Annotated in this window: 20 protein-coding genes; 6 read left to right on the top strand and 14 right to left on the bottom strand. The window is 47.8% G+C overall.

What is annotated here, in order from left to right:
• Window positions 1-34: 34 nt before the first annotated feature.
• The 4 genes from bcp to MHI55_RS03990 are packed head-to-tail and all read right to left on the bottom strand — an operon-like array spanning window position 35 to window position 3,178.
• Window positions 35-499, bottom strand: coding sequence for a thioredoxin-dependent thiol peroxidase (gene bcp, locus MHI55_RS04005; protein WP_340019193.1), 465 nt, complete (start codon window positions 497-499; stop codon window positions 35-37).
• Window positions 500-544: 45 nt separating this feature from the next.
• Window positions 545-1,330, bottom strand: coding sequence for an ABC-2 family transporter protein (locus tag MHI55_RS04000; protein WP_036668209.1), 786 nt, complete (start codon window positions 1,328-1,330; stop codon window positions 545-547).
• A gap of 5 nt (window positions 1,331-1,335) precedes the next feature.
• Window positions 1,336-2,130 (bottom strand): ABC-2 family transporter protein, encoded by a 795-nt coding sequence (locus tag MHI55_RS03995; RefSeq protein WP_036614077.1) that lies wholly within the window; start codon window positions 2,128-2,130, stop codon window positions 1,336-1,338.
• Window position 2,131: 1 nt separating this feature from the next.
• Entirely contained in the window at window positions 2,132-3,178 is a 1,047-nt protein-coding gene (locus MHI55_RS03990; RefSeq protein ID WP_036668210.1) for an ABC transporter ATP-binding protein, read from the bottom strand.
• A gap of 212 nt (window positions 3,179-3,390) precedes the next feature.
• Between MHI55_RS03990 and MHI55_RS03985 the strand changes: the two genes are divergently transcribed.
• Together MHI55_RS03985 and MHI55_RS03980 are read left to right on the top strand one after the other, a co-directional pair.
• Window positions 3,391-4,434: an LCP family protein gene (locus tag MHI55_RS03985; protein WP_036614081.1), complete on the top strand. Its 1,044-nt coding sequence runs from the start codon at window positions 3,391-3,393 to the stop codon at window positions 4,432-4,434.
• Window positions 4,435-4,564: 130 nt separating this feature from the next.
• Window positions 4,565-5,884 (top strand): glutamate-1-semialdehyde 2,1-aminomutase, encoded by a 1,320-nt coding sequence (locus tag MHI55_RS03980; RefSeq protein WP_340019192.1) that lies wholly within the window; start codon window positions 4,565-4,567, stop codon window positions 5,882-5,884.
• A gap of 139 nt (window positions 5,885-6,023) precedes the next feature.
• Here the strand turns inward: MHI55_RS03980 and MHI55_RS03975 are convergent, their stop codons facing one another.
• Window positions 6,024-7,418: a PLP-dependent aminotransferase family protein gene (locus MHI55_RS03975; RefSeq protein ID WP_340019191.1), complete on the bottom strand. Its 1,395-nt coding sequence runs from the start codon at window positions 7,416-7,418 to the stop codon at window positions 6,024-6,026.
• A gap of 159 nt (window positions 7,419-7,577) precedes the next feature.
• Here MHI55_RS03975 and MHI55_RS03970 point away from each other — a divergent pair, with 159 nt between their 5' ends.
• The 4 genes from MHI55_RS03970 (at window position 7,578) to MHI55_RS03955 (ending at window position 12,444) form a co-directional block, all read left to right on the top strand.
• Complete coding sequence (locus tag MHI55_RS03970; RefSeq protein WP_340388923.1) at window positions 7,578-8,513, top strand: DMT family transporter; 936 nt, start codon at window positions 7,578-7,580, stop codon at window positions 8,511-8,513.
• 220 nt (window positions 8,514-8,733) lie between these two features.
• On the top strand, window positions 8,734-9,840 hold the full coding sequence (locus MHI55_RS03965) for an endospore germination permease (RefSeq protein ID WP_340388920.1): 1,107 nt from the start codon (window positions 8,734-8,736) through the stop codon (window positions 9,838-9,840).
• Entirely contained in the window at window positions 9,821-11,290 is a 1,470-nt protein-coding gene (locus MHI55_RS03960) for a spore germination protein (protein ID WP_340388918.1), read from the top strand. Before MHI55_RS03965 ends, MHI55_RS03960 begins: the two co-directional genes overlap by 20 nt.
• Window positions 11,287-12,444, top strand: coding sequence for a Ger(x)C family spore germination protein (locus tag MHI55_RS03955; protein WP_340388916.1), 1,158 nt, complete (start codon window positions 11,287-11,289; stop codon window positions 12,442-12,444). Before MHI55_RS03960 ends, MHI55_RS03955 begins: the two co-directional genes overlap by 4 nt.
• Window positions 12,445-12,530: 86 nt before the next feature.
• Here MHI55_RS03955 and MHI55_RS03950 read toward each other — a convergent pair whose 3' ends face one another.
• The 9 genes from MHI55_RS03950 to MHI55_RS03910 all read right to left on the bottom strand — a co-directional run bounded on the left by MHI55_RS03950 (window position 12,531) and on the right by MHI55_RS03910 (window position 23,941).
• Window positions 12,531-12,947 (bottom strand): sensory rhodopsin transducer, encoded by a 417-nt coding sequence (locus MHI55_RS03950; protein ID WP_340388914.1) that lies wholly within the window; start codon window positions 12,945-12,947, stop codon window positions 12,531-12,533.
• Window positions 12,948-13,857: 910 nt separating this feature from the next.
• Complete coding sequence (locus MHI55_RS03945; RefSeq protein WP_340388912.1) at window positions 13,858-15,099, bottom strand: rhamnogalacturonan acetylesterase; 1,242 nt, start codon at window positions 15,097-15,099, stop codon at window positions 13,858-13,860.
• 72 nt (window positions 15,100-15,171) lie between these two features.
• Entirely contained in the window at window positions 15,172-16,011 is an 840-nt protein-coding gene (locus tag MHI55_RS03940; protein WP_017690747.1) for a carbohydrate ABC transporter permease, read from the bottom strand.
• 2 nt (window positions 16,012-16,013) lie between these two features.
• Window positions 16,014-16,916: a sugar ABC transporter permease gene (locus MHI55_RS03935; protein ID WP_047841423.1), complete on the bottom strand. Its 903-nt coding sequence runs from the start codon at window positions 16,914-16,916 to the stop codon at window positions 16,014-16,016.
• Window positions 16,917-17,055: 139 nt separating this feature from the next.
• A complete protein-coding gene (locus MHI55_RS03930; protein WP_339189914.1) occupies window positions 17,056-18,339 on the bottom strand; it encodes a sugar ABC transporter substrate-binding protein in 1,284 nt (427 codons plus the stop codon).
• Window positions 18,340-18,559: 220 nt separating this feature from the next.
• On the bottom strand, window positions 18,560-20,113 hold the full coding sequence (locus MHI55_RS03925) for a response regulator transcription factor (RefSeq protein ID WP_047841421.1): 1,554 nt from the start codon (window positions 20,111-20,113) through the stop codon (window positions 18,560-18,562).
• On the bottom strand, window positions 20,088-21,875 hold the full coding sequence (locus MHI55_RS03920) for a histidine kinase (protein WP_076254942.1): 1,788 nt from the start codon (window positions 21,873-21,875) through the stop codon (window positions 20,088-20,090). The genes MHI55_RS03925 and MHI55_RS03920 overlap by 26 nt, the downstream gene beginning before the upstream one ends.
• A 250-nt stretch (window positions 21,876-22,125) precedes the next feature.
• Window positions 22,126-23,448, bottom strand: a complete 1,323-nt coding sequence (locus MHI55_RS03915; protein WP_340388911.1) for a stalk domain-containing protein — start codon at window positions 23,446-23,448, stop codon at window positions 22,126-22,128.
• A gap of 202 nt (window positions 23,449-23,650) precedes the next feature.
• Complete coding sequence (locus MHI55_RS03910; protein WP_340388909.1) at window positions 23,651-23,941, bottom strand: hypothetical protein; 291 nt, start codon at window positions 23,939-23,941, stop codon at window positions 23,651-23,653.
• Window positions 23,942-23,945 lie beyond the last annotated feature (4 nt).

Genomic DNA, 23,945 nt, shown 5'->3' with positions numbered 1-23,945 from the left:
AGATGTATTTATTCACACATGTCTAAATCATTAATTACAATGTCTTCAAAGCCTCAAGCGCAGCCTCGATATGTCCTTTGACCCGAACTTTGGACCAGTCCTTGATCAATATCCCCTCTTCATCAATCAGAAAAGTGGAGCGAACCATACCCATGTACTCCTTGCCATACATTTTCTTCAGCTGCCATACACCGTATTGCTCGGCTACAACGTGCTCTTCATCCGACAACAAGGTGAAAGGCAGTCCATATTTGGCGATAAACTTGTCATGTTGTTTCATCGGATCGGTGCTGATTCCGAGAATGACCGTGTTCAGCCCTTCAAATTCAGCATGTCGATCCCGGAAATCACAAGCTTGTTGCGTACAGGACGAGGTCATATCCTTGGGGTAAAAATAAAGCAGTACCCGCTGTCCGCGGTAATCCGAAAGCTTTACTGATTCTCCCGTACTGGACGGAAGCTCAAAATCCGGTGCCAATTCGCCTACATTTAACGTCATGTCAGTTCCTCCCTAATCTCCCCCATGAAATGCTATAGGGCGTTATTATGAACCTGCTCCGCGATACCGCTTCACGCCAAAATTCCACAACAGCAAGCCCATCGAACCAAACACCAATCCCATCACAGGTGTAAGCAGCGCCATGCGATGCATCTCGGACCTCTCCAGGAACAACGCTGCGGGATAGATCCCCACAAAGGCAAACGGAATGATCCAGGTTAACAGCACCTGAATAGCACGGTTATAGATCGTTACCGGGTAGCGTCCATATCCTTGAATGTTATACATCAACGGCAGGATACCTGTTGGCGCGTCCGAATAAAAGGATAGTGAAGTCAATGTGGTGTAGATGCCGGCATAGATCATGACTGAGCTGAGTGCCAAAATAATCAAGGCAGGGATATGCCACCACTCCAGCATCAGACCCATCTCTGCGCCACTGAAGATCATGATGATCAGGCCGATAAACGAACCCATGAGTGCAGGCGGATCTACATTTTCAAGCAATATCTGGAACAGGTTATGTGCAGGACGTGTCAGGATCCGATCCATCTCACCTTTGACGATGTACCGCTCACTGAATCCCCACAGATTGATAAAACAACTGAAGATGCCATAGGGCACCATAAAATATCCATAAACAAAGAGCACTTCACTCTCACTCCAGCCGCCCAGGTTATCCGTATGGCGAAAGACCACAAAGATAAAGATCAGGTTAGTTGCCTGGAACAGCAGATCCGATAGGATCTCCACCCAGAAATCAGCACGGTACGTGAGTCGTGTTTTCATGTAATTCTTCAAATATTCCCAGATCAGACCCATATAGTACATATCTGTTATCCCCCTTGCACGAACAGACGCTTGCGCGCCTTACGCCAGATCAATACCATCGGAAGCAGCAGTACGGCAAACCAGAACACCTGAATACCGAGTACACTCCAGATGGCGGTACCTTCCACTCTTCCAGTGAAGACGGAACCGGGCAGATACGTAATGGCCTGAAAAGGCAATACTTTCATCACCGCAGACATCCAGCCTGGATACAGGCTGATCGGGATGATTAGACCGGAGAACAAATCAACCACGACGCGTTTCATACGCATCATGCCTTCATTGTTTTCCACAAAGAATGCCGCCAGTCCCGTTATCACATTAATCTGGGAATTAATGAGGAAACTGAAGAACAGCATGACGAGAAAGCCAATCCACGCCGATGGCGCCGTAGGCAATTCAACCGGGAACAGCAGAATGGCAATGAGCATCCCCGGAATCATGAGCAGCAGGAAGCGGAAAATACCTTCGCCAAGACCCTGCATCATTTTGACCATAACGTAATTGATCGGCCTGATGAATTGAATCGCAATGGAGCCATCCCGTATATCTGCGGCAATCTCCCGGTCCAGGTTGTTAAAGTAAAAGGCACGTGCCATCCAGGATACAGCGATGTAAGTGGTCATCTGTGCTGCCGTGAAGCCGCCGAGTTCACCACTGCTACCGTAAATGGCTTGCCAGGTAAAGTAATACACGCCGATATTCAGCGTATATATCAAAATGCCGGAGTAATAATTCACCCGGTATGCCAGCATCGTTAGAAAACGGATGCGCATAAAATCAATAAATGCACTATTCATCTCAGGATACACCCACCGCTTCTTTCCCTGCTCCCACAATCTCGGGACGCTCGGCGGAACCGGATTGGTAAATACTGCGCACAATCTCATCCGTGTTAATCTCGATAATCTGAATATCGGTAATATCGGCTTGTCCAACGACACGTCCGAGTACATCCGAAACGTTCAGTTCCAGCGGAATCCATACGGATGCGGACAATTCATTCTCAACCGTCCAACGTACAGGCAACGCAGCAGTCCATTCCTCCATCTGACTGATGTTGTGAGCTGAACCAAACTTGAAGCGGATCTCCCGCTCCTTACCCCACTGGGACTTGAGATGATCCAGACCTCCATCATAAATGATGTTGCCTGCATCAAGCATGATGACCCGGGAACACAGTGCCTCAATGTCCTGCAAATCGTGGGTTGTGAGCAGTATGGTCGTTCCATGCTCCTTGTTCATGTCTTTCAAGAAATCCCGAATTTCCGACTTCACCACAATATCCAAACCAATAGTTGGTTCGTCCAGGAAAACAATACTTGGATTATGCAACAAGGCTGCCACTAACTCGCAGCGCATGCGCTGACCGAGACTGAGCTTCCGTACCGGACGGCTTAGCAGGTCCTGAAGCTGCAACCGCTCAACCAGTTCATCAAGCCGTTTGCGGAAATCGACCTCTCCGACACGATATACTTTGCGCAATAAATGGAAGGATTCGATAACGCCAATATCCCACCACAATTGACTGCGCTGACCAAAAACAACACCGATATTCTGTACAAACTTCTCCCGTTCCTGATACGGAACATATCCACCAACTGATATTTGCCCTGAAGTAGGCACCAAAATGCCGGTCAACATCTTGATCGTTGTTGATTTACCGGCACCGTTCTCCCCAATATATCCGCATATTTCACCCTGCGGAATCTGAAACGAAATATCATTTACAGCCAATACCTCTTGGTATTGACGTGCAAACAGGTCCTGAAACGCGCCCTTCAGCCCACCTCGGCTTTTCTGGACGCTAAACGACTTGCGCAAATCTTTGACATCAATCGCCAGCATGATTATACCTCACTTGGATTTTGTTGAAATTGCTTGTAGCCCAAAAAGAAATTATAATGGTATCAGTCAAAATTCAGCAAGCTTTAAAATAGTCTGGAGCCGCGTCCTGCCCTTATGTTGGGAAAAGACGTGTTCGGAAAGCTCCGACTAGTTCTTACTTGAATACTCGAACTCGTTTTTTTATTTCATCTCAAATACAAAGGAGAGCTAGCATGACCAGAAAGACGAAGAGAACCATATGGATTTCTCTTGCCGCCTTCGTGTTAATTATTGGAGGAGCATCGGCATATTATTTCGGTTCTATTCTCAATCAGTTGGACGGTTTGGCAAAGGACGGCGACGATTCACCATTTGCAGGCATCGAAAATGTGGAGAAAGTAAATACGCCTGACCCACCAAAATGGGAAGGCTCAGAAACGGTAAATATTCTCGTTATGGGTGTCGATGCACGTGGATTGAAAAAAGGTGAAGTTCCTCGCTCCGACAGCATGATGGTTGTATCGCTCGACCCACTGACCAAAAAAATCAATCTGTTCTCCATTCTGCGCGACACTTACGTCAATATTGACGGATATGGCAAGGAGCGGATCAACACCGCTATCACCCATGGCCCTAATGCAGCGATGCAAGCTGCCGGCGACCTGCTCGGCATTCCTGTACAGTATTATGTGTATACGGATTTCCAGGGATTCATCAAATTGGTGGATGCCGTTGGCGGTGTTGATTTTGATGTGGAGAAAGACATGCACTATACAAGTAAAGCAGACAATAACGAATACGATATTGATCTCAAAAAAGGATATCAGCACCTAGATGGCGAGACAGCGCTCATGTACGTTCGTTTCCGTCATGATGCCATGTCGGATTTCGCTCGGTCCGAACGTCAGCGTGAGTTGCTGAAAGCTGTAACAGCGAAAATGCAGTCAACAACTACCATTGCCAAACTGCCTGCCATTCTGGAACAGGTTAATCCTTACGTAGATACAAATCTCACGCTTTCCGATATGTGGAAGCTGGGTGGACTCGGATACCAGAGCAGCATGAACGGCAGTGAGCAGATTCCGCCAATGAACCTGCTGAAAGAAGAACGTACAGCAGGCGGTGCGCAAGTATTGACGGTTACCAATGAAGAGAAATTGAAGCAGCATATTCAGGATATTATTCACCCGCCTGCTACAACGGATGATAGTACAACCAGCACCGAAGATAAAACAGCCAGTGGTGACGATCAGAAGTCAGAGCAACCGGCTCAGTAATCTACACATGCAGAGGGCAGCCATTCGCTGCCCTCTCGTTGTGCCCGGCTATACTATTATGAGAAAATCATCATATCTTTCTGTGGTTTGTTTCTTTATCATATTTTGAATTACGAAAGGAAGTTATCTTATGAATACATCACGTTCCCGTTCCGAACTTCTATACGCAGAAGCACTTGAGCATATTGTAGGAGGTGTTAACAGCCCTTCACGCTCGTTCAAAGCCGTTGGTGGTGGTGCACCTGTATTTATGAAAAAAGCCCAAGGGGCCCACTTCTGGGATGTCGATGACAACCGTTATATTGATTATCTGGCCGCTTACGGTCCAATTGTTACAGGACATGCCCACCCGCATATTACACAGGCCATTACGGAAGCAGCGGCAAATGGCGTGCTGTACGGTACCCCGACTGAACTTGAGATCAAGCTAGCCAAAATGTTGAAGGAAGCTATCCCTTCCATGGATAAAGTTCGTTTTGTAAACTCCGGTACGGAGGCGGTCATGACTACGATTCGGGTCGCTCGTGCCTACACCAAACGCAACAAGATCGTAAAATTCGCCGGATGTTACCATGGTCATTCCGATCTGGTGCTTGTAGCTGCCGGTTCAGGCCCGTCCACGCTCGGAATTCCTGACAGTGCGGGAGTTCCAGCCAGTATTGCACAAGAAGTCATTACTGTGCCCTACAATGATCTGGAAGCCCTGAAGGATGCTTTGGAGCGCTGGGGTGATGATGTTGCCGCGGTCATGGTTGAGCCGATCGTTGGGAACTTCGGTATGGTTATGCCGGAGCCTGGCTTCCTGGAAGGTCTCTGTGCCATGACACGGGCCAACGGCTCCCTGGTTATCTATGACGAAGTCATTACGGCTTTCCGTTTCCATTACGGTTCTACACAGACATATGCCGGACTCGATAACCATGCGGAGATTGAACCGGATCTGACGGCTCTTGGTAAAATTATTGGTGGCGGCCTGCCAATCGGTGCTTACGGCGGACGCAAACACGTTATGGAGCAGGTTGCTCCGCTTGGGCCGGCTTATCAGGCGGGAACGATGGCTGGTAACCCTGCATCCATCTCGGCTGGTATCGCATGTCTGGAGGTCCTGCAAGGCGCGGGTGTATATGAAGAGATGGAACGTCTTGCCATCGACCTGACAGCGGGTCTGCAAGCTTCTGCTGACCGTCATGGGATTGCACTGACGATCAACCGGATTCGCGGTGCGTTCTCCACTCATTTCTGTAACCATCCGGTTACGAATTATGATCATGCTCAAGACACGGATGGAGAGCTCTTTGCTTCCTTCTTCCGTCACATGCTGAACCGTGGCATTAACCTGGCTCCATCCAAATATGAGGCCTGGTTCCTGACCACGGCTCATACAGACGAGGATGTTCAGGCTACATTGGAAGCCGCAGAAGCTTCCTTCAAAGCGATGGCTCAAGAATAAATTAGATTATTTCCATCTACCATGTAGCGTACAAGCTTGTATTGTAGATGGATAACAACTCATGGAAAAGGCGTCCAACAAGTGATTAACTTGTGTGGACGCCTTTTGTTATTTACGGACAACACTCCGATTCTTCACCTTATCTCTGCCTGATCTGAAGTTTCAAAATTTCCTCCCGGATCTTCTGTATCCCTTCTTCGATTCGCTGCTTCGGCACATTGGAGATGTTCAATCGCAGCATTTGATCCTCATGCACCTGATATGTACCTTCCGGATAATACCGTTCTGTCGTATCAGCGATGACTCCGCGCTTTTGAAGCCGGGACAGCAGAACACGAAGCGGCATATCACCCGCTAAAGGTAATACGGTATGCTCCCCTCCTGTTCGAGGAGCGTCCATAAATGGAGCAAAGTCTGGATATGAGTCCAGTTGCTCATGCACCGTGTGCATCCGGGCAGCATAGCGGTTACGAATCACTTTCCTGTGATGAGCAAACATTCCGCTGTGGACATAGATCTCCAGAGCAGCTTGAGACAGAACAGAAGTGTCGATATCGAGCATTTTTTTGTAAGCCCCAAAAGATTGAATTAGTGGTGAGGGCAGAACAGCTACACCAATGCGCAGACCTGGAAACAAAATTTTGGAGTAACTCTTCAGGTAGATGACCCGGCCTTCGGTATCATAGGACCATAGCGGGTCCTGTTTCGTATTGTCCTCCAGATCAGCCAGATAATCGTCCTCCACCAGATAGACATCGTACCGCTGTGCAAGCCGGATTAGTTTCTTTTTCTCAGCAACAGTCAAAGATGTGCCAATCGGATTGTGAAAGCGCGGCATGACATAGAAAAACTTGATATCTTCCTCAGCGAACTGACGTTCAAGTGATGCCCAATCCAGCCCGTCCAGAGCACGTCTCACACCGGCAATCGGCACATTTAATCCACTCAGTAGGGAGGGCATATTATGATAGGTCGGTAGTTCAAGCAGTACTTTTCTCTTTCCATTGGGGAAAGGCATCAATGCAAGTACAGCCAGTGCCTGTTGCACACCTGACGTGATAAAAAACTGCTCCGTTCTCGCAAACACCTGATAATCCGCAAACTGCTTCTGCAACAGCAGAATAAGCGAAGGTAATCCCTGATCCGTGCCATACATAAATAACTCTGCCTGCTTCTTCTCCATCGCCTGATCCACACAGTGACGAAAGTCTGCATAAGGGAACACCCTTGGATCGGGAGCAGCTGAAGCAAAGTCCAACGTTCCCTGCCAGTCCATGTCCTGAGCACCTGTCCCGTTCTGTACGGCATAATAACCGGATTGAGGTATGGCATACACCAAATGCCGCTGTTCCAGCCACTCATATGCACGAATAGCCGTGCTTACACTGCATTGATATTGTTCTGCTACAACTCGAACTGCTGGCAGTCGAATGCCCTTATCAGCCCACTGGCGACGATCCTGCTGCTGCATCTGTTCCTGAATCCATTGCTTTAACGCTTCGGCAATCACTTCGTATTTTCTCAATGCACCCATCCCTCTCCAACAACTGTACCGATACAGTTTAACCTTTTATCTATTGTAGCACGATGCACCTGGCAGTATATTGAATAAGGCCAGCACATGCCTTGAACCTGACATAATTCAGGATAATGAAAGATAAAGCGCTATGACTACTGTATTGGAGGAGCATTCATGAACACAACACACACTCGGGGATACGCCTATATCGCAGCTGTATTGTACGCAGCTATTATCGGTCTATCTTTTTTATTTGTTAAAATGACCGTCACTGTTGCACATCCCATTGATGTGCTTGCCCACCGATTCGCGCTGTCGCTGATCGTTGTCAGCATTCCTGTCATTTTTGGCTGGATCAAAATCCGACTGAGCCTTCGTGATATGTGGCGCATCATTCCACTGGGGCTTTTATCTCCCGTCTTATTTTTTGCCTTTCAAGCCTTTGGACTTGTCTCTTCCAACTCATCGGAAGCCGGAATTATTCAGGCTATGGCCCCTGTATTCACACTCGTTCTCGCTTCAGTTTTCCTGAAAGAACGTACATCAACGATGCAGAAGCTGTTCCTGCTACTGTCTGTCGCCGGAGTGGTCTTTATTTTCATAATGCAAGGAAGTGGCATGTCTATAGGTAACCTGAAGGGTATTGCATTATTGCTACTATCCACGGTCTGTTTTGCAGGGTATGGTGTGCTTGCAAGACCATTAACCCAGAAGTATAAACCAATGGAATTAACCTGGGTCACACTGATGGTTGGCTGTGTTGTATTTAACGCCGCTTCCCTGATCCGACATGCGTCCAACGGCTCCATGATGGACTACATCAAACCGCTTGGAGATACATCCTATCTGGGTGCACTCGCTTATCTGGCAATTCTCTCCACCATGATCTCTACCCTGCTTGCGAGCTATGCCCTTACTCATCTGGAGGCTTCGCAAATGAGTGTATTCAGCAATCTGTCCACGCTCATCTCCATCGTAGGAGGTGCATGGATATTGCATGAACCAGTGGGTAGCCATCACTATATTGGTGCATTGTTAATTATCGCCGGTGTGCTTGGCACCAATATGAGCGGTCGCAAACATAGGCTGGTCAGTGGGATACAAGCATGATTCCCCATATTGAGACAGCGCGGAAGTTGGTTCGCCGGTTCAACGAGTTATACGCTCCCATCCTCCCCAACCCCCGCATTTTGACTGGAGAGCGGCTCGGGAAACGATCTTAGAGGTAAAAGAAGCCATGGGTATTCGTTATTTCGACTGACGGTATGAAGCGCTCCAATCACGTTAACACTGCTGAGGACAGTCTACTGGGAAAAGGGGACCCCTCAGCATGAAACGAACACAACCTTCTTTTTTACAAGCTATGATGTTGATCATGTTGTCCGTTGGCTTGATCAGCCATGTTCTGATTATTCCTGCCCTTTTGGCTGCGGCCAAAAGGGATTCTTGGATTTCCGTCCTGTTATCAGCCGGACCATTTCTGATATTTGCGCTAATGCTCGCCTATGTCTCTCGTTTCCTCCAGCATCAAACCCTGCATGAATGGTTAACATCCCGTCTCGGCAAGCCTATCGGTCTGTTCTTTCGAGTGGGTAACAGTCTCTTTTTTCTGAGCGCAATCTATTTCACCCTGCACGAAACCACGACTTGGGCCAAAACAAATTACCTGACAGAAACGCCAATATTGGTAACCAGTATTGCTTTGATGACTCTCTGTGCCTACGCTGCGTATAAAGGTATTCGTTCACTGGCATTTACGGCAGGATTGATCCTTCCACTGGTGGTACTGCTGGGCTTCTATGTTGCCATTGTGAACACTCAATATAAGGATTACAGTCGTCTACTGCCTGTGTTAGAACATGGCTGGCATCCAGTGCTGAATGGCATGATTTACAGTCTTGCAGGCATGTTTGAACTGCTGTTCATCTGGTATATCCAGCCTCACCTCACCAAACGTATACGTGTATGGCAGTATCTGATGCTCGCACTCATTCTTGTGGGACTGACAGTCGGCCCACTCATCGGGGCGATTGTGGAATTTGATCCTTTTGAGGCTGCCAAAATGCGATATCCCGCCTTTGAAGAATGGCGAATCGCCTCCTTGGGCAAATACATCGCCCAGACCGACTTCTTTTCCATCTACCAGTGGCTCGCAGGCTCGTTCACCCGTATTAGTCTCGCCATGTATATTGTAGTAGAAATATGGAATATTAAGAGCTCCACCAGAAGACTCATCAGTTGTATCTCATTAGGTGCTTTCTTTATTCTGATCATGTTATACCCTCTGGATGATATGACCTTCGAAAAGCTTCTGGTCGAATACATATTCCCGTTCAATCTCGTATATCTGAGCGGACTTGCGATTATCGCGACGACGGTTGCCTTTATCCATTCACGCCATCAGAGGAGGAAACATCATGGAGCATCAAGCGATTAACACCACGTCCCATGAAACACTGCTTGCCTCTTTGAAAGAGCAGTTCGATCCATGTGCAGATGTCGTTATTCAGACCTTTCCTGTCAAAGATGAATCGGATCAGCCCGTAATTCTGCTTTATTGCGACGGTCTCGTCGACGGTAAACAAATTAACCAATTTATTATTCCTCGTCTGGAAAAGCACTCTCTGATCATTGAGGAATCACATCCTAAAGAACTGGGATTAACATTGAATCCGCTGGATGACCTCACAGATACTAACAAGCTTAATATGTTGATATTTAGTGGACAACTACTGATCATTTTCGGCAATGGTGTGCAGTCCTGCAGTGTGGATATTGCTGATATCCCGGGACGCAGTCCAGAAGAATCAGCTATTGAAACATCAGTTAAAGGCCCGCGCGATGGATTCACCGAAGAACTCACTACCAACGTGGCCCTTATACGCAAACGAATGAAAACATCTTCGATGTGTTATGAGAAATATGTCAAAGGCGGTCGTACCCAGACAGCCATTGGACTTCTATATGTAAAAGATATTATCAATCCAGACATTCTGAAAGAAGCTCGGCACAATCTGGATCAGATTGAGATTGATGGCATTCTGGGTACCTCAATCATGGAACGAGCTGTCATGGGAGGGATTCGGAGTATCTTTCCACTTACAGATAATACCGAGCGTCCTGATTTTGTCGTTGATTCCCTGTTAAACGGACGTTTTGCCGTTCTCATTGAAGGTTCTCCTGTAGCGGTCATCGCACCAACTACACTTTTCAATCAATTGAAGTCTCCGGAGGACGAAAGTACACCCTTTTTCATCGTTACTTTCGAACGAATTTTGCGTATATCCGGACTGCTGATTGCCTGTTTCTTCCCAGCCTTCTATATCGGCCTGACCAGTTTCAATGTGGAACAGATTCCCCTGCCTCTTCTGGCAACGATTGCTGGCACTCGAATGGGCCTGCCCATGCCGGTGACACTGGAAGCGTTCCTGATGATTTTTATGTTCGAGCTATTTAACGAAGCTGGGCGTAGGTTGCCACGTGCATTGGGGCAAACGGTCAGCGTTGTCGGCGGGCTTATTATTGGAGATGCTGCCATTCGCGCCGGGATTACGTCCCCTACCATTATTGTCACGGTAGCGATCTCGGTCATCTCTAGTTATATTCTCGTGAACACTGTGCTAAGCGGGGCTACTGCCCATATCCGGATCGGGATGTTACTCATCTCTTCCATTCTTGGATTATTCGGTTTTATGATCGGACTATTAGCCTTGTTGGTGCACCTCGTATCGTTGGAGTGTTATGGCGTATCCTATCTGTCACCTGTATCTCCCTACATTCCCGGAGACTTCACTCAGGCCGTATCCATGCCACCTTCCATGAAAAGAACCAAGCGCCCAGAAGCACTTCATACACAGGATTCTACCCGCCGGAGGAAACGTCCGTGAAACGATGGGTATCCATAAGTGGCCTTCTTATAAGCTGCTTGATCCTGCTAACGGGGTGCTGGGATTCCAAAGAGGTGCAAAGTATAAACTTCATTACGGCGATAGGAATTGACTATGTAGACAACCAGTATATTGCGTATGCCCAACTGATTGACTTCTCCAGTATTGCAAAACAGGAAACACCAACTTCCCGGGAGACAAGGGATATCTGGACTGGACGGGGCGAGGGTACAACACTGAACATGGCTATTAACGACTTGTATGAAACGTCACAGCAGCTAACACTCTGGACTCATGTTAAAGCTATTGTTTTATCCAAAAGAGTCTTGGATGGTCGACTGGAGGATATCTTTAATACACTTCTTCATTCAGGCCAATTGAGATATACACCCTGGATCTACGCTACAGAGCATAACATTCCGGATGTACTCTCTCCCTCTGCATTGTTGAACCAATCCGCCCAGACCATTGAATTATTTGAGCCCATGAGACTATACAAACAGCATTCCGCTTACGAACCTATCCGGCTCCATCAGCTACTTGATGGATTACGGGAACCCGCTTCTGTCGTTCTTTTACCCTCGGTGTCAACGAGGAACGAGACTTGGTTCAACGGCGATAAAACGCCCCCCCTTGTTAGAATGGATGGATTTTATGTGATATCCAAAGGCACAAGTCAGGGTAGAGTTGCAGGCGCAGACGCAGATGGTACACGATACGTAAATTATGAGCGGGTACATCAGTACCCACTATATGTATATGGGAATGGTGGAAAAACTCCTGATTTAACCTTGTTGCTTCATCATCCCAAGACAAAAATCAAGGCGAAGAAGCAAGGTGATGGCATCACCTTTGATCTGGTTACCACGGTCAAAAGCGCCATCACCGAAGATCATGGGGCTCCTCGGTCTCCAGATGCCATGGAACAAGAAGCCGAGAAACAGATCGAATCCCAAATCCGAGATACGTTCGAAAAAACCAAGGAACGCAAGATCGATTCATACGGTCTTGTGGAACACTTATATCGCCACAACCTTCCCTTATGGAAACAGGAAGTCTATAACCGGGCGGATCCACTCCAACGTTTTAAGCTTGGAAAAGTGGAGGTTCACGTGGATATCCTGAATGCGAGCACGTATAAATACAGTGAATAAATGAAGAAATAGAAGCCCCGTACCTGCATTGAATGCAAGGTTACGGGGCTTCTTACCATCTCCAGCCATGCTGTCGATTGGGGAAGTTATCCTAATGGATACGCCATGACACTCATCAAAGCCAATTCAGGCTGGGTCGTGTCCAAACGACTGTACTGGACGATAACAGGGATATTGCTCGAAACCGTAATCGCATAAGGCACGCCCGGTGGAATAGACTGCTCCCCGAATCGTAGCGATGCAGTGCGAATGTGCTTTGTCCTTCTCGCTGGCACTTCGGCGACCATACCTTCGAGTGGTTCTCTGTCTTCAAAATAAATCGTGATGTGCAGCTCCGCATCCGTGGCACTGGTGTTCAGTACACAGATGCTCTCATGACTCTCCAATGTGCCCCGGCTCTCCGGGGGAATGTAACCATCCGGAATGACCCAGTAGGTGTGACCTGTAGTTGCTGAAACATTCTTACGGGCAGATGTGCCTGATTTTGTCTGGTCAGGTGTCATTGATATACATCCTCCTTTTTTTTGCGAGTGCAATATAGGTTAAAAATGCGTGGGCTCGCGGGGCAGCCGCTTTGGCGGGCGGATCGGGCTGTGGGCCGCTGTTGGCTCGGGATTTCTTGGGCTCATTCGCGGGGGCAACTCTTAAAACCTGTGGGCTCGCGGGGCAGCCGCTTCGGCGGGCGGATCGGGCTGTGGGCCGCTGTTGGCTCGTGATTTCTATTCAATTCCCCCTCAGCAGGGGAAATCCCGCTCCAAAGGCGGACGCTTCGCTCCCTCTACCCGATTCCGCCCTCCTCCGCTGCTACGCTCGCCTGTTTTTTAAAAGTTTATTGCCTACGCTATTCGCTGGGCAACTTTTGCTGGCTCGTTACTTCGTTTAACTCGCTACAGCTTTTAAACCCTGAATAGCTCGCAGGACAGCCGCTTTGGCGGGCGGATCGGGCTGTGGGCCGCTGTTGGCTCGTGATTTCTATTCAATTCCCCCTCAGCAGGGGAAATCCCGCTCCAAAGGCGGACGCTTCGCTCCCTCTACCCGATTCCGCCCTCCTCCGCTGCTACGCTCGCCTGTTTTTTAAAAGTTTATTGCCTACGCTATTCGCTGGGCAACTTTTGCTGGCTCGTTACTTCGTTTAACTCGCTACAGCTTTTAAACCCTGAATAGCTCGCAGGACAGCCGCTTTGGCGGGCGGATCGGGCTGTGGGCCGCTGTTGGCTCGGGATTTCTATTCAATTCCCCCTCAGCAGGGGAAATCCCGCTCCAAAGGCGGACGCTTCGCTCCCTCTACCCGATTCCGCCCTCCTCCGCTGCTACGCTCGCTGTTTTTTAAAAGTTTATTGCCTTCGCTATTCGCTGGGCAACTTTTGCTGGCTCGTTATTTAATTAACTCGCTTAATTATTAAGGGCATGAACCTACCGCAGATACATCTGCAACGGTTGCAATTGCAACTCGCGGATGGCTTCTGCTACCTGCTGGGCAAGGCGGCGGGCGCCTCGTTCCTGAAAATGCGTGTTATCCTCCACGCCTGAGGGGAAGTTCACATACTCGCCTGGCAGTACCCACATGAAGTCGTCCTTGGTGCCTTCAACGCCCGCCTGCTCGAACAGAAAACGGCTGCGCTCAGCCAGATCGATCAGCGGAACATCTTCCTCTTCTGCCAGCTCACGCACTGCGATGATATAATCGCCATGCGTATCGGTCAATGTGCCATCATCCGCGAAATAGCGCCGATGCACCGGGGTGATGAGCACCGGACGAGCCTTGGCTTCGCGTGCAGCATCGATATACTTTTTCAAATATTCCTTATATGTTGTGAATGGGTCCGTCCCACGTTCAGGGTCCGGCTTCTCATCGTTATGTCCAAATTGAATAAACAGAAAATCTTCAGGCTTGATTCGCTCCAGAATGGCGCTTAATCTTCCTTCATTAATAAAACTGCGGGAACTGCGCCCTGACTGGGCGTGATTATCCACTGCCACATCATGTTTGAACTGTGCTGGCAATAACTGGCCCCAACCGCAATACGGATATCCACTTTCCGGCTGATCTGTTACGGTTGAATCCCCAGCAAGAAATACGGTCATGGTCTGATTTGCAAGAGTAATCTCCAAAGCATTAATTCTCGGTGCAGGACCGGAGAATGACAGACGAAGTCTGCCGCCGCGAACAACAACCGAGAATCTAACCTCTGCGCATTGTCCGGGAAGTGTGCGAATGGTTGGCAGTACAAGTCTGCCTTCACCAGCTTTCACGCGGGTCACTGTCTCAGCCAATTCATCCCCTGCAACAAGTAATACTTGGTAGGTTCCGTCGGGAACATCCACGATGAACGATGCTTTGAGCGGAATACAGAAACCTGAACGCAATCGGGCAGACATGGTTGTCTGCCCCGGATTGTTATGATGTTGTTTCGAGGGATCCGACACATCGTCATCACGAATGCGTTGTTTCTCATACACCAGGGATCCTGCCTCGAATCCGTACCCTCCGCGTTCCTCATATGCGGTTGTTGCAGTTACTTTCAGATAATCCCCTGTCTCATCTGCTCTTCCCGAGTCTGGTCCAAAGTTAAACTTCCAGCTGGTCACGGACACTGCCTTGCCCTCTGCCGCTGCCTCCATGGCAACGGCCTGACTACCCTGAGCTTTATTCAAAAGCGATAACCTCCTTGGTTAACTTTCGTAAACGTTCATTCGGGCGAAGATACGAAGATACAGTAATCTGGCTTATCCTTTCAATCCGCTGGTGCTCATCCCTTGAACAATTTGTTTCTGGAAGATGAAGAACACAGCTACAACCGGAACCAGACTGACGATGGACATGGCGAACATTGCACCCCAGTTGGAAGCAGATTCGCTATCGAGGAACATTTTCAGCGCCATCGACACGGTGTATTTATCAGGCGAGTTCAGGTACAATACCGGACCGAGCAGATCCTCCCATCTCCAGTAGAAGGAGAAAATGGCTGCAGTCGCCAGAGAAGACTTGATCAGCGGCATAATAATCTGGATATACAGTCTGAATTTGTTACATCCATCGATGGTTGCAGCCTCATCCAGCTCCTTCGGAATCGTTCGAATGAACTGTACCATCAGGAAGATGAAAAACGGCATTCCGAAGAATGTAGGTACAACGATTGGCAAGATAGTATTCAGCCAGCCGAGCTTCGTGAAAATGATGTACTGAGGAACCAATACCACGTCATGTGGCAACATCAGTGTTAACATCATCAAGGAAAACCAGAACGTGCGTCCCTTGAAATTCAGTCTGGCAAAACCAAAAGCGATCAGCGATGACGATATCACAGCACCGATGGTAGATATCACTACGATTACAAGTGAGTTCGTGATGTAATCCATGAACGGTCTTCCCGCTGTGCCTTTCCAGCCATCTACATAGTTGCTCCAGATCCACTCCGCAGGAAACAGGGTATCCGCTGTGACGAATATCGTACGGCTTTCCTTGAATGAACTGAAGAGCATCCAAAGTACGGGATACAACATTAGGAGGGCAAGAGCTGCAACGAACAGGTGATAAATGGGCCATTTCACATTTCTCCAAACCATCGTTACTTCCCTCCTTCAGATTCGTAGAACACCCAGTACTTGGATGTCAGGAACACAGCTACCGTGAGTATACCGATCATGATCAGCATGATCCAAGCCATGGCCGAAGCATAACCCATGTTGTTAAACATAAATGCCTGACGGAACAGATATAGAGAGTACAGCATCGTACCGTCCATTGGACCGCCTTCGCCTTTGGAGATAATATAGGCAGGTACAAACGTCATGAATGCTCCAATCGTCTGCATAATCATATTGAACAGGACGATCGGGCTAAGCAGTGGCAAAGTGATGCTGAAAAATTTCCGTATAGGGTTCGCGCCATCCACACCTGCTGCCTCGTACATCTCAGTAGGGATATTTTTGAGACCAGCCAGGAAGATCAGCATGGACGAACCAAACTGCCACACAGACAGTGAGATGAGCATAACCAGGGACGCATTCGGGTCACCAAACCAGCTTATAGGCCCGATCCCGATTGCCGTTAGAGCACTGTTGATAACACCCTCATTACTGAAGAGGTTACGCCACATAATGGATACGGCCACACTACCACCGATTATGGATGGCAGGTAATACAGCGTCCGGTACGTTCCAATCATACGAGAGCCAGTGTTTAGGACCATCGCTACGAAGAGGGCAAAGATCAACCTTAACGGTACCCCAATGAATACATACAGAAACGTCACTTTGACCGAGTTCCAATATTTCGGGTCATCAAAAAACATTTTGGTGTAGTTATCAAGCCCAATCCACCGCGGAGAAGTGAACAAGTTATAACTCGTGAACGACATATATAAGGACACAAACATGGGGATGAGTGTGAAGCCCAGGAAACCAATAATAAACGGGCTTATGAACGCATATCCAGTTAAGTTTCTACGTAACGACGAATACTGCCTCAATGGAACGAACCTCCTTCATGGATCAGCTTGCTCCCTCATCCTGGCTTCGGTCATCTGGACGGGGAAAGGCCCTCGCATTTGCGAGTAGCCCCATTCCCGACCATCCCTGAAGTGGGACGAGCAAGCCATCATTCAACTGTTATTTATTGTTCGCAAGTACAGATTCGGCGTTCTTGCGGAATGTCTCTGCTGCTTGTTCAGGTGTAATTTTGCCAAAGTTCAATTCTTCAACCACATCTGCCAGGGAAGAGATTACTTCAGGTGAACCAACCGGTGGCGGAGAACTCATTGGTGAAGCCTTAGGCTCCATGGCTGCTACGAATTCAAAGACTTGTTTCGTTGCGTCACTCAGCTCAGGTGCGATAGCTTCTTTGATTGCTCCTGAAATTGGCACACCGCGCTCACCTTTGATCAGTTTGTTGGCTTCCACGTCATTCACCCAGAAATCAATGAATTTAGCCGCTTCTTCCTTCACTTTGGAGTTGGACGTCACACCCCAGTACATACTTGGCTGCATATATAGTCCTTTTTCCATATCTGGTCCTGGCATTGGGGCGATTTCGAGTTGACGGTTCGCTACCTGTTGTAAGGCTACGAACTGGTTGGACCATTGCCACACGCCAATTCCTTTTTCCTTCACGAGATCTGATTCCTCAATAATGCCTTTGGTTTGGTTGGCTACATCCGGCGTAGGTGCTGCACCTTGCTCGATCATGCGGCGCATAAGTCCGAAGAACTCCACAAACAATTGATCATCATCATAACCAAGACCTGTTCCTTCCGCATTGTAAAGCGACAATCCTTTGGTACGCAGGAAGTAGTGGAAGAAAATATCCGGAGCTATCCCTCCATCCAAATACAGACCTTTATCTGCGGTTTGTTTACCCAGTGCTTCGTACGATTCCCAAGTCATATTGTCAGGGATTGCATCCACGCCTGCTTTTTTAAGCAATGCCGGATCATATTGGAAGCCCAGAACGTTAACACCGGCAGGTACACCGTATTGTTTACCGTTAATTACACCTGTGCTGATAACATTCTCGGACACATCGTCCACTTTGATCTGGTTGCCAAGATAAGGCGCTAGATCCTCAAGCTGACCATTCTGTGCATATTGGCTGATGTAGGAAATATCCATCTGAACGATGTCAGGCAACTGATTTGCCGCTGCTTGTGGTGCGAGCTTTTTCCAGTAGTCATCAAATGAAGCATATTCCACGTCGATTTTGACATTCGGGTTTTTCGATTTGTACAGGTCGATGACCTTCTGTGTATATTCATGCCTTGCATCCGAGCCCCACCAAGCGATCCGCAGGGTAACTGAGTCATCTCCAGATGCTCCTTCATTTCCCCCACCTGAGCTACATGCCGCTGTAAACACGAGCAAAGCAGCCATCATCAGGAATATTGCCTTTTTCACCATGCCAATCTCCCCTTTTATGTTGATATGGTTGTATGAAAGAGTTATCTTCTCGTTTCTGATAACGCTTTCACAAACTTGTTAATGTCATTTTCGCAAATGTACGACCATAGTTGAATACACAAAACCGTCTTGTTGGTTCAAAAAACAGAGGAGGACAACAGTCCCCTCTCGGCGCTGTTCGTCCTCCCCAGACATGAATCACATGATTGGCAGTCCATTGTTATATGCCGATTCTGCGGAATTCCGTAGGTGTCATACCAGTCCACTTTTTGAACACCTGACTGAAATATTGTGAATTCCCGCCAAATCCGAACAATTCAGCAAGCTCGAATACTTTCACATCTCCGCCTCTGCGAATATGGTCACATGCGCGTTCAATGCGCAGGCGATTCACGTAGTTGGAGAAATTCTCTCCTGTGACTTTTTTGAAAATCTTGCCCAGGTAATCTGGATTCATATAGAGCATCTGATGGGCAACTCCATTGAGAGAGAGATCCGCCTCTCCATAATGACGATCCACGATATCCATCATCTTCTCCACGGCAGAAGACTGGCGACTGATATGGTTTTTGTAATAACCGGAAGTTAATCGGGCTGTACTGCTTGCAACAAAAGACTTCAAACCAGATAACGTATCGATATGCGGCAGTTCTGCCATACGCTGGGTGAATTCCGTTGCCTCCTCAGGTGGACAGACATGCACCATCGCCGAGTAGAGCTGCACTACATAAGAGCGAGTCACCTCGATTTCCAGCTGCTGACGTGATAATAGATCAAACAGACGCTCCACCTCTACCGCTGTTTCCTCGGTATTGCCCGATTTGATCAACTGACACAGTTGCTCGGCATCCTGTTCTACATGCAATCCGTCGCATTCTCCGGCCAGTACCAGATCATTCTTCGTAATCAGCTTGCCTTCACCGATAAAGAAGCGATGGTTCAGATACTGCAACGCCTCACGAAACAACCGCCGGGACTGAATCATTCGATCTGCTTCACTCAGCGCAGCGGTCACTTCCAATTTATATAGTCTGGTGAATGCAGCCCTAACCTCTTCAATACTTTCTTTCAGTCCGGCCGGATCAGCTGAATCCGCGAGCAGAATGAGGAGTTTGCCTTCAATGGTTGTGCTTAACAGGACATGTGGGAGCAGGTCACTGGCAATGTTTTTGATCGCAAATAAGTGACTGTAATCATGTTCGTCTACAATTCGGAACAGCAGTAACCGAACTGCGTTCTCTTCAAGCTCCAGATCAAACAGCTCCTGATAATACTCCAGATCAACCGGCCCATAGGTGCGGTTGGTCATGAACTCCAGCAGAAATTGCTCCTTCACATGTGGAAGGACACGCTGCAATCGCTGTTTCATCTCACCGGCAACATGCTCCTTCACCTGGGCATCCTGATGTTCCTGTAACAGTTCAGTTAACGCATCATGGATCTGATTCTCGTTGCAGGGCTTGAGCAAATAATGCTTCACACCATATTGCATCGCTCTGCGGGCATATTCGAACTCCTTGTAGCCGGATAACATAATGAAACGTACTCCCGGGTATGCTTCAGATGCCTTCTCTATGAGTCCGAGACCATCCAGACCTGGCATGGAAATATCCGTAATAATAATATCGGGTCGCGACTGCCCAATTTTGTCCAATGCTTCGATCCCGTTCCTCGCTGTACCCACCAATTCCGTACCTGCCGCGGCCCAATCGACCACTTGGGAAATCCCCTCCAGAATGACACGTTCATCATCTACGAGCATCACTTTGTACATCGTCATCGTCCTCTCTGATCCAAGGTATGCTGATCGATACTACAGTTCCTGATCCGGGCTTGCTGCTCATCACCATTCCACCTTCATCACCGAAGGTCAGTCTGATTCGTTCCTGGATGTTAGATAACCCAATGCCCTGTCCTCTTGTCTGAATACGTCCTTCGTGTAGCTGTTCCAGGAATTCCGGTGTCATCCCCGGACCGTCGTCCTCAACTTCAATAATCACCTTATCTCCCTCTGCTCTCGCCCGAATCCGAATCCGGCAAGGGTCAATGCTTGGTTCGAGTGCATAATGTATGGCGTTCTCCACCAGAGGCTGTAATGTTAACTTCGGTATCCGCGCCGTTCCTACCTCCGGGGCAATCTCCATATCGAAGTCCAGTCTTTCCTCAAAACGAGTGCGCTGAATCGTCACGTAACTGCGGACAATGTCCAGCTCTCTTTCCAGCGTGATCCACTTCTCGGACATATTCACAGAGCTACGCAGCAGAAATCCGAGAGCCTCAACCATTTCCGAGATCTGTCGTTGCTTCTGTACTTTAGCCAGCCAGTTAATCGATTCCAGCGTGTTGTATAAAAAATGTGGATTAATCTGCGCCTGAAGCGCTTTCAACTCCGTCTCACGAATCACCAGTTGCTTCGCATAATTCTCATCAATCAATTCACGTATCCGTTGAAGCATCATCTTGAATGTGCGATGCAGCAGCCCAACCTCATTCTGTGGAGATATCGGAACATTGCCGAGAGCAGCCTCCTCCAGCTTATCCAAATCGCCTTTTTCGATATTACGCATCTTTTTGATCAACTGTGCAATCGGATGGGTAATACTGCGAGAGAATCTCGCTCCAATGATAAGCGCCGCCAGAAAAATCATGATGAAGATCACCGTGACCAACTGTTTGACAAACTGGATCTTTTTAAACATCTGGTCAAACGGGGTTGTGTACAGATAGGTCCAATCCGTATAGGAAGAATGAGCACGAGCTACAAAGTGTCTCCCCTGCTCCAACATGGCAATTCCATAGGGCTGGGTACGCTTCAGTTCAGACTCAATCTCGGCTTCACTGACCGACGATTCTGTTGGATAGATCACTTCTTTTCCATCCGTAATGAGTAATTGGGAGTCCTCAGCCGGTTCTTGCATCTGGTCCTGTACAATTCGGTCCAGCCGGACGCGGATGATCAGTGTGCCAAGGTCCTCCAATGTAAATGCTCCGCCAATAAAGGATTTCACCTGTCGAACCGACAAGAGTCGGGACTGTTTATCCCCACTGGTATGCCATGCATTGGAGCCCGAGTATTGCTGTCCCAGTGCAACCAGTTCCTTTTGCTTCGACTCCGAAATTCCCTCCCGATTGCCTGCGGCCATAACGTTATTATCATTATCGATAAATAGCATGGAATAGACGTATTTTTCGGAACCGGCATATGCGACTAACCTGTTAGTAATTTTTTTACGCAATCCATTTTTCTCGTAACCCGTTTCGGCCTTTTTCAGTTGGAGCAGATATTGCTGAAGCGGCTCGTCCGACATCACCTTGAAGGAGAGATTAGAAATTTCACGAAGTTGATTCTCAATACCTACCGAAGACATATTGAGGACCTGCGAGGATTTCTCATAGATCTGGCGGTCATAGATGCTGAACACATATCGGAGTACGGACGCATAAAACGTAAAGCTGATCAACATCAAAAGTCCGATGAGAAGAATCGTTTTGTGATGAATCGGCAGTGTTGTGAAAGCGTTCTTAATTTTGTTCATCCTAAGCGCTCCTTTGGCTTGCGAGGGGTGCCTGTCATACTATGCATTAGTGGTTTTATTGTAAGTTATTTTCATATTTACACATCCATTGGTCATCTGACAAGATATATTTATGCAACATTTTAGGTCATTAGAGAAGGTATACATCTGTGTCAGCAACTCAAAAAGAACACAAAACAGCCAGAATACCTTGAACAGATCAAGGTATTCTGGCTGTTGAATAACATCATGTTAAAGTATGAAATACAATTTACGGGTTAACAAAAACAGTTTTCAGCTTCGCTACATACTGCACATCAAAGCCAAGACCTTCAGCCACCATGGCAAGTGGTACATATGTTTTGGACTCTTTGCCTACCTTATTCAGGAATGCAGGTGTATCCACAGTAACCGATGCTCCATTTACCTTCACAGCATTGGCACCAATCTTCACAGCAACTTTCCGGTCTCCATATGTAATGGTTGCGGTTGAAGTTTTGTTATCCCACACCGTAGTAGCCCCGACAGCGTTTACGATGTCTTGAATCGCCACAAAGTTTTTGCCGTTACGGATAATCGGTTTGTACGGAGTATTTAATGTTTTGCCACTCACAATAATGTTCATCGGCTCACCTGTCGCAGGTGCAGTCAGCTTGGTGTAGTCGCCCCAGATTGTTTTGGCAAATACTTCGGCAATGGCCGCATATCCAAATTGGTTCGGGTGGAAATCACGATCTTTGATCATATGTGTCATCGTGCCTTCACCACCAACAAACTCCTTGGCCACGTGTGCGACTTTGACATCGGTACCCTGAGCAGTGAATTGTGCTGCAATGCCATCAATGGTCTGTGTGAAACCTTGAGATGCCTCCATCAGTTTGGCATAGAGTGCCTTGCCTGCTACTTCTGGCATCGGTTGATACTGATCGGCGATGACAATTGTAGCTGTCGGATTAATTTCATGGATATCATTAATCGTTGCACTTACATTGGCTGTATATGTTGCGAGTAATTCTTTTACCTTCGCTTGCAGATCCTGATCACTCAGTTTGTCTGCTGTACCGAGAAGCTCAGATACATCATTTCCCCCAATGGTAATTGCAATCAGATTGGCCTGTGCTACACTCTCACGGATTGCAGCAGTATTGGCTCCGATCTGTCCCGCTCTTGGATCAGGAAGACTTGGTTGAATGGCTTCAGAAGTCAGCGTTTTGCCATCCTTAATTGCAGTAGTAAAGTTTTTCAGACCACTGGTTTTCAATCCGGCAATCCCGTAGTTGTCCACCTGTGTACGTCCATGCAGCAAACCTTGCTCCTGGAGACGTTCTACATAACCATAAGGCAATTCTTTTGTGTTGGGCTCATAACCTACCGTTATGGAATCTCCCAATGTGACGATGCGGAACTCCTTGGTTGCGGCTACTGCATCTTTCTTCGCTGTCAGCGAAGTCTTGTTTGTACCCGCTGGCAATACACCGGTTTTGGTGTCAGCCGCGTGTGCAGGCAATGCAGATGATGTAAAGAGCAGCATTCCTGCCAACATGCTTACCGTTAAACCGGCAGCTGTATTTTCCCATATACGTTTACGCTTCATTCAGGTAGCACTCCTTCTCGCAAATCTATAATTACACTAATATATAGTACATTGGTCATTCCAATGACATAGGTTGGTGTTACTCTATTCTATCATTTTAAAGTAGGTGTTGTCCTCTCTACTGAGAGCACACATGAAATAACAGACTCCCTGAAGGGGAGCCTGTTATTTACTAAGTTCAGATATGACGTTCTGTGATTAATTAAGATTGCGGCTTATCTGAATCTTCAGCAATCAAATGACCCTTGTCGCTCTCCGGTTTGTTCCCGGTAGCTCGCTCCAGATATCGATCATAACGATCATCCAGTTCACGTGCCATCTTCCGGTACTTTAACGTTTCCTCGACAATTGGATCACGTTCTGTCTGGATTCGCACTTCATATTTGGGAGGAATCAGCTGGCGTTCACGCTGATTGGTGTCGCCGGACTCTTCCATGTCCCCTTCCGTCAGCATATCACTGAGCCGTCGTTCCAGTTCTTTGGATTCATCCATTGTT

The organism is Paenibacillus sp. FSL E2-0151, from assembly GCF_037993015.1.
GTDB classification, from domain to species: domain Bacteria; phylum Bacillota; class Bacilli; order Paenibacillales; family Paenibacillaceae; genus Paenibacillus; species Paenibacillus amylolyticus.
The sequence above is the reverse complement of the archived record's forward strand: the minus strand, read 5'-3'. Positions and strand labels throughout refer to the sequence as shown.